The 7,067-nt window shown below is 67.9% G+C and carries 6 protein-coding genes; 5 read left to right on the top strand and 1 reads right to left on the bottom strand.

Features of this window, described 5'->3' with window-relative positions; all coding sequences use genetic code 11:
• Positions 1 to 1,163, bottom strand: a 1,163-nt coding sequence (locus AC1DKD_RS37250) for a DEAD/DEAH box helicase (protein WP_477144425.1), incomplete at its 3' end; no start/stop codon positions are given.
• A 310-nt stretch (positions 1,164 to 1,473) separates the two neighbouring features.
• Here AC1DKD_RS37250 and AC1DKD_RS37245 point away from each other — a divergent pair.
• The 5 genes from AC1DKD_RS37245 to ybeY all read left to right on the top strand — a co-directional run bounded on the left by AC1DKD_RS37245 (position 1,474) and on the right by ybeY (position 6,973).
• Positions 1,474 to 3,162 carry a ClcB-like voltage-gated chloride channel protein gene (locus AC1DKD_RS37245; RefSeq protein WP_477112163.1) on the top strand — a complete coding sequence of 563 codons (1,689 nt, stop codon included), beginning with the start codon at positions 1,474 to 1,476 and terminating at the stop codon, positions 3,160 to 3,162.
• A 155-nt stretch (positions 3,163 to 3,317) separates the two neighbouring features.
• The gene (locus AC1DKD_RS37240) at positions 3,318 to 3,692 is read left to right on the top strand and encodes a hypothetical protein (protein WP_441637326.1); all 375 of its coding nucleotides are present in this window, start codon (positions 3,318 to 3,320) and stop codon (positions 3,690 to 3,692) included.
• Between the two features lie 96 nt (positions 3,693 to 3,788).
• Positions 3,789 to 5,141 (top strand): tRNA (N6-isopentenyl adenosine(37)-C2)-methylthiotransferase MiaB, encoded by a 1,353-nt coding sequence (gene miaB, locus AC1DKD_RS37235; protein ID WP_477144424.1) that lies wholly within the window; start codon positions 3,789 to 3,791, stop codon positions 5,139 to 5,141.
• Between the two features lie 69 nt (positions 5,142 to 5,210).
• Positions 5,211 to 6,209 carry a PhoH family protein gene (locus AC1DKD_RS37230; RefSeq protein WP_477144423.1) on the top strand — a complete coding sequence of 333 codons (999 nt, stop codon included), beginning with the start codon at positions 5,211 to 5,213 and terminating at the stop codon, positions 6,207 to 6,209.
• 14 nt (positions 6,210 to 6,223) lie between these two features.
• On the top strand, positions 6,224 to 6,973 hold the full coding sequence (ybeY, locus tag AC1DKD_RS37225) for an rRNA maturation RNase YbeY (RefSeq protein ID WP_477144422.1): 750 nt from the start codon (positions 6,224 to 6,226) through the stop codon (positions 6,971 to 6,973).
• Positions 6,974 to 7,067: the final 94 nt, after the last annotated feature.

The following is a 7,067-nucleotide window of genomic DNA, read 5'->3' as shown; positions in this document are numbered from 1 at the left end:
GCCGGGATGCTCGGATCGACCTCGAAGCCCGGCAGGATGGTTTGTTCGATCTGGCGCTTGATCAGCCGCTCGATGTCGCGCAGCAAGGCGGTTTCATCCACGCAGACCAGCGAGATCGCCTCGCCCTCGGCGCCGGCACGGCCGGTGCGGCCGATACGGTGCACGTAGTCTTCGGGCACGTTGGGCAGGTCGTAGTTGACCACGTGCGGCAGCTGGTCGATGTCGATGCCGCGCGCGGCGATATCGGTGGCCACCAGCAGGCGCAGCGTGCCGGCCTTGAACTCGGTCAGCGCGCGTGTGCGGGCCGACTGGCTCTTGTTGCCGTGGATCGCCAGCGCCGACAGGCCTTCCTTGTCGAGCTGCTCGGCCAGGCGGTTGGCGCCGTGCTTGGTGCGGGTGAACACCAGCACCTGGTGCCAGTCGTTCTCGCGCACCAGGTGGGCCAGCAGTTCGCGCTTGCGCTCACGGTCCACCGGGTAGACGCGCTGCGCCACGGTCTCGGCCGTGGTGTTGCGGCGCGCGACTTCGATGGAAGCGGGATTGTCGAGCAGACGGTCGGCCAGGCCACGGATCTCGTCGGAGAAGGTGGCCGAGAACAGCAGGTTCTGGCGCTTCGGCGGCAGGACGTTGAGGATCTTGCGGATGTCGTGGATAAAGCCCATGTCCAGCATGCGGTCGGCTTCGTCCAGCACCAGCATTTCCACGTGCGAGAGGTCGATGGTGCGTTGCGACAGGTGGTCGAGCAGGCGGCCAGGCGTGGCCACCACGATATCGACACCGCGCTTGAGTTGTTCGATCTGCGGATTGATGCCCACGCCGCCGAACATCACCATCGAACGCAGCTTGAGGTACTTGCCGTAGTTACGGACGCTTTCCTCGACCTGGGCCGCCAGTTCGCGGGTGGGGGTCAGGACCAGCGCACGCACCGGCAGGCGCTGTCCGCGCGCGGGTTCGCGGGCAGCCGGGGATTCGGACAGCAGTTGCAGCAGCGGCAGCGTGAAGCCGGCCGTCTTGCCGGTGCCGGTCTGCGCGCCGRCAAGCAGGTCGCCCCCCTTGAGGATGGCGGGAATCGCCTGCGCTTGAATCGGAGTCGGCGTGGTATAGCCCTGTTCGGCCACGGCACGCATAAGCTTGTCGGACAAGCCAAGATCGGAAAAAGACATGAATTGACGCTTCGGCCGCCCTTTGCGCATGTGGTGCGCCAATCGCGGGGGCGACGTGAGTGAGAAAACCGAAAACCGGAAAAGAGCGACCGGCGAAACGAGGCGACTGCCCCCGCTTCTTTAGGAGGAAAGGCCGCTAGTGTACCAGCCTGGCGCTATCGCGCGCGCCAGGCGCCCCGATGGGCCCGATGGGTCCGGGTGGCGCTGCGCTATCATGGCGGCCAGCCACGCCCTGGTCCCGCCTGGCCGTGCCCCCGCGGGCACGGGCATGCCCGGCCCGGCTCCATCCTCCCCCCCGGATGACGTCACGATGCGGTTCAGGTTCATCGAAGACCAGGAAGTCACTCTCTTTACAGCCATCCCGGTAGGGATCGCCGCCGCCATCGTCACCACCCTGTTCAAGGAAGCGCTGGACGCCAGCGGCTATGTGATGTTTGGCACGCATGCGGATATCGTCACCGTATTTGCCGGGCTGGCGCTGGCCTGGCGGGTGCTGATCCCGACCCTCGGTGGCGTGGTCGCGGGCTTGCTGCTGACCGCCGCGGCCAGGCTCAATGCGGCACAGCCCGGCGTTTCCGACTATATGGAAGCAGTCGCCAGCGGCACGGGGCGGCTGCCGGTACGCATCACATTGCTGCGCGCGCTGTCGTCGTTCTGCTCCATCGTCACCGGCAGCTCGGTCGGTAAAGAGGGCGCGATGATCCAGCTCGCCGCGCTGTGCGGCTCGCTGTTCCCGTCGGCGCGCGGCAGAGCCGGCCCCGATGGCGACACCAACCTGAGGCGCATGCTCACGGCCTGCGCYGCGGCCGCGGGGCTGGCCTCGGTGTATCACACGCCGCTGTCGGCCGCGGTCTTTGTCGCCGAGGTGGTGTTCGGCGCGGTGGCGGTGCAGCGGCTGATGCCGCTGTTCCTGGCCTCGGTGGCAGGCACCGTGGTCAGCCAGCTGCACGGCGGCCTGCAACCGCTGTACCCGGGCCTGCATGTGCCGTCCGACATGCTGCACGCGCCGATGCTGCTCGCCGCTGTGCTGCTGGGCGTACTGGCCGGTGTCGCGGGCGCCCTTTTCATGCGCGCCTCCAGCCTGGCCAAGGGCGCCTTCGCCCACGTGCCGGGCGGCATGGTGCCGCGCCTGGCGCTGGGCGGCGCCCTGGTGGGCGTGCTGGCGATCCGGGTGCCGGAGGTGGTAGGCAATGGCTACTACACCATCCAGTCGATCCTGATGGCGCATCCCCTGAGCGTGTCGCTGGCGGCCGTGCTGCTGGCCAAGCTGCTGGCCACCGTGCTCAGCATGGGCTCGGGCGCGGTGGGCGGGGTGTTCACCCCTTCGCTGTTCGTGGGTGCCGCGCTCGGGCAATTGCTGGCGCCCGCCGTGCCGGGAGGCGGYGGCGCGCCGCTGCTGCCGCTGGTGGGCATGTGCGCCTTCCTGGCCGCCACCAGCCAGGCGCCGCTGATGTCAGTGCTGATGGTGTTCGAGATGACACTGGCGCCGGCGTTGCTGCTGCCCGGCATGATCGGCGCGGCGGCGGCCTACTACACCGCCTCACGCTGCCAGACCTTGTCCTTGTACAGCGTGGTGGCCGAGCGTACGCAAGCCTCGGCCGCGGCGGACCGCGCGCGGGCGCTTACGCTGGCCGGGCTGTGCGAGCCCACCGACACCACGATCGGCCCGGACGCGACGCTGGAACAGGCCAGCGACAAGTTCGCCGAGACCGGCACGCGCTACCTGTATATGGTGGCGCCCAATGGCTGCCTGCTGGGCGCGCTGTCGATCCACGCCGTGCAGCGCGCGCTGCGCGAGCAGCCGGATGCCGACCTGTTTACGCTGTGCGAACGCGACTTCCCCACGCTCACCCCCGAGTCGCGCCTGCCCGACGCATTGAGCCTGTTCACCCATCACGCGCTCAACCGCATCCCGGTGATCCGCGATAACGGCGGGCGCGAACTGATGGGGACGGTCTCGAAGCGGCGTGTGCTGCAGGAAGCATCCGGACTGTTCTAGGCCAGCGCGGGCGGCGGGCGACCGGGTAGAATATCGGGTTGCCCGGCCTGCGCCAGGCGCGGCGGCACGGTGCGCGTAGACTTGGCTGGTGCGCCGCTTGCCGCGGACAACCCGCATCGCCTTCGTTTCCCGAACCGTTTTTCGCCGGAGCCTCCATGTCAGCCAACCGTGCCGCGCGCCCTGCCCTGTTCCTGCGGGCGACCCTGCTTGCCGCATCGCTCGCCACGTGCGCCGCTCTGCTGCCGGCAACGGCACAGGGGCAGGCGCCGTTGCGGGTGATCCCGGCCGACGCGGCGAAAGCCCGGCTGGTGCTCGCCGCGCCGTCGCCCGGCGCACCGCAATCGGCAACGCTGGACGGCAAGACCGTTGGCGTGGCGCCCGGCCTGCGGCTGTTCGGCACCGACAACCAGTTGCTGCCCATCGCGGCGGTGGCCGGCCAGAAGCTGCCGGTGCGGTTCAAGCTCGACCTCTACGGCCAGTTGCTGACGGCCTGGGTGCTGAGCGAGCAGGAACAGAAAACCGCGCAATGATCGTCGTCCGGGCCGCGGCAACGTGCCGTGGCTCCCGGATTTGTTGAGTCCCCATAAAGCCCTGATGCCCCCAGGTCAACCACTGAGATCGGCACCATGAAAAAAGTCTTCGTCAAAACCTACGGCTGTCAGATGAACGAGTACGACTCGGACAAGATGGTCGACGTGCTCCACGCCGCCGAAGGCCTGGAAAAGACAGACAACCCCGAAGATGCGGACGTGATCCTCTTCAACACCTGCTCGGTGCGCGAAAAAGCGCAGGAGAAGGTGTTCTCCGAACTCGGCCGCATGAAGGCGCTCAAGGCGCTCAAGCCCGATCTGGTGATCGGCGTGGGCGGTTGCGTGGCGAGCCAGGAAGGCGCCGCCATCGTCAAGCGCGCGCCTTATGTCGATGTGGTGTTCGGCCCGCAGACGCTGCACCGCCTGCCCGCCATGATCGACCGCAGCCGCCAGACCGGCCATTCGCAGGTAGACATCTCCTTCCCCGAGATCGAGAAGTTCGACCACCTGCCGCCGGCGCGGGTCGAAGGCCCGAGCGCCTTTGTCTCGATCATGGAAGGCTGCTCCAAGTACTGCAGCTACTGCGTGGTGCCTTACACCCGCGGCGAGGAAGTCTCGCGCCCGTTCGAGGACGTGCTGGCCGAGGTCGCCGGGCTGGCCGGGCAAGGCGTGCGCGAAGTCACGCTGCTGGGGCAGAACGTCAACGCGTACCGCGGCGCCATGGGCGACACCAGCGAAATCGCCGACTTCGCGCTGCTGATCGAGTACGTGGCCGAGATCCCCGGCATCGAGCGGATCCGCTACACCACCAGCCACCCGAAGGAATTCACGCCGCGACTGATCGAGCTGTACGAGCGCTGCCCGAAGCTGGTCAACCACCTGCACCTGCCGGTGCAACATGCGTCCGACCGCATCCTGATGGCCATGAAGCGCGGCTACAGCGTGCTGKAGTACAAGAGCATCATCCGCAAACTGCGCGCGCTGCGCCCGGACATGTCGCTGTCGTCGGACTTCATCATCGGCTTCCCCGGCGAGACCGAGGCGGACTTCGACAAGCTGATGGCGATGATCGAGGAGATCGGCTACGACACCTCCTTCTCCTTTATCTTCAGCCCGCGCCCCGGCACGCCGGCGGCCAATCTGGCCGACGACACGCCGCACGAGGTCAAGCTCCGGCGCCTGCAGCACCTGCAGGCCACCATCGAGGAAAACGTGCAGCGCATCAGCAAAGGCATGGTCGGCTCGGTGCAGCGCATCCTGGTGGAAGGCCCGGCGCGCAAGGACCCGACCGAGCTGCACGGCCGCACCGAGAACAACCGCGTGGTGAATTTCGCGCTGCCGGGCGTGCCCCAGGACCGCCGCGACCGCATGGTCGGCGAGATGGTGGACGTGGCCATCACCGAAGCCTTCCCACACTCGCTGCGCGGCGAAATCGTAGTGCGCCAGTAATCCAGGCCGGGTTGCGCCTGCCGGCCGTGGCCGGCGGGCGCGACGCAAGAAGCCGCCACTCGTTCCCAGATGAAAATTCCCTCAGCCGAATTCGTCGCCCCCAAGGACGACAACACCCGCCTGCAGAACCTGTGCGGGCCGCTTGACGAGAACCTGCGCCAGATCGAGCAGGCGCTCGACGTCACCATCCTGCGCCGCGGCCACCGCATGACGGTGCGCGGCGCCTACGCGCGCGACGCTGCCGCCGCGCTGGAGCGCTTCTATAACCAGGCCCGCACGGCGCTGTCGATCGACGACGTGCAGCTCGGCCTGGTCGAAGCGCGCCAGGTCGCCGCGCACGGCGCCTATGTGCCGGACGGCGCCGGCGGTGCCGAGGCCGACGCCTTCGAGGACGAATCGCCCGTACTTCACACGCGCCGCGCGGGCCTGCACGGGCGCACGCCAATGCAGCGCGACTACCTGCGCAATGTGCTCTCGCATGACCTCACGCTGGGCATCGGCCCGGCCGGCACCGGCAAGACCTACCTGGCCGTGGCGTGCGCGGTGGACGCCCTGGAACGCGACTCGGTCAAGCGCATCGTGCTGACGCGCCCGGCGGTGGAAGCCGGCGAGCGCCTGGGCTTCCTGCCCGGCGACCTGGCGCAGAAGATCGACCCCTACCTGCGCCCGCTGTACGACGCGCTGTACGATCTGCTCGGCTTCGACCGCACGCAGAAGATGTTCGAGCGCCAGATGATCGAGRTCGCSCCGCTGGCSTAYATGCGCGGGCGCACGCTGAACSACGCSTTCATCATCCTSGACGARGCRCAGAACACCACGCCCGAGCAGATGAAGATGTTCCTGACCCGGATCGGCTTCGGCTCCAAGGCGGTGATCACCGGCGACACCACCCAGATCGACCTGCCGCGCGGCCAGAAGAGCGGCCTGGTGGAAGCGCAGCATGTGCTGCGCGAGGTGCGCGGCGTGGCCATGACCCGCTTCACCAGCCTCGACGTGGTGCGCCATCCGCTGGTGGCACGCATCGTCGATGCCTATGACGAATATCACGCTCAACACCGAGACGCTTAACCGAACGCAACATCGTGAACGCAAACTCCTCCCCCGCCAGCCTGATCCTGTTCGACGCCGACGGCCGTGCGCGCAAGACCCAGGCGCACGCCGTGCGCGTGCAGCTGCCTGACGGCCGCAGCATCACCGTGGACCTCTCGCAAGCCGCCGATGGCGTGCTCGCGCTGCTGGCCGAGCACACCGACGACCGCCAGCAGGCCGGCCTGCTGGTGCGCCCGGACAACCATGACGCGCTATCCGTGGCCGTCACCGCCACGCCCGTGGTCACCACCACCGGCACCCCCGCCACGCCGCCGTCGCTGGAACTCGCGCTGCAGTACGGCGAGGGTGTCAAGGGACGACGCGGCCTGCCGACGCAGCGCAAGGTGCAGACCTGGGCCAAGTCGGCGCTGTWCGCCGATGCCACGCTGACCATCCGCTTTGTCGGCGAGGAAGAAGGCCGCAGCCTGAACCGCAGCTACCGCGGCAAGGACTACGCGACCAATGTCCTGACGTTTGCCTATGCCGAGCATGAGTCCGATCCGGTCAGCGGGGATATCGTGCTGTGCTGCCCGGTGGTGGAGCAGGAAGCGCGCGAGCAGAAGAAGCCGCTTGAGGCGCACTATGCGCATCTGATCGTGCACGGCGTGCTGCATGCGCAGGGCTATGAGCACGAAGAGGACGCCGAGGCGGAGGAAATGGAAGCCATCGAGACGGAGACGCTGCAAGCGCTAGGCTTCGCCGACCCGTACCGGGCAGACGGCAACATCAAAAACAAAGTCTAGAAGACAGGCTTAGCCGTGATCCCCGCCCCAAGGCAGGAATCACCCACCCGCGATGCGAAGCGTGCCGTCAAGGTGTACCAGGCCGTATGGGGCG

Source organism: Cupriavidus sp. 05T313, from assembly GCF_056396665.1.
The sequence above is the reverse complement of the archived record's forward strand: the minus strand, read 5'-3'. Positions and strand labels throughout refer to the sequence as shown.

Bases quoted from the DNA above. Each gene is read 5' to 3' on its own strand.
- AC1DKD_RS37240 (WP_441637326.1), top strand. From the start codon at position 3,318: ATGTCAGCCAACCGTGCCGCGCGCCCTGCCCTGTTCCTGCGGGCGACC.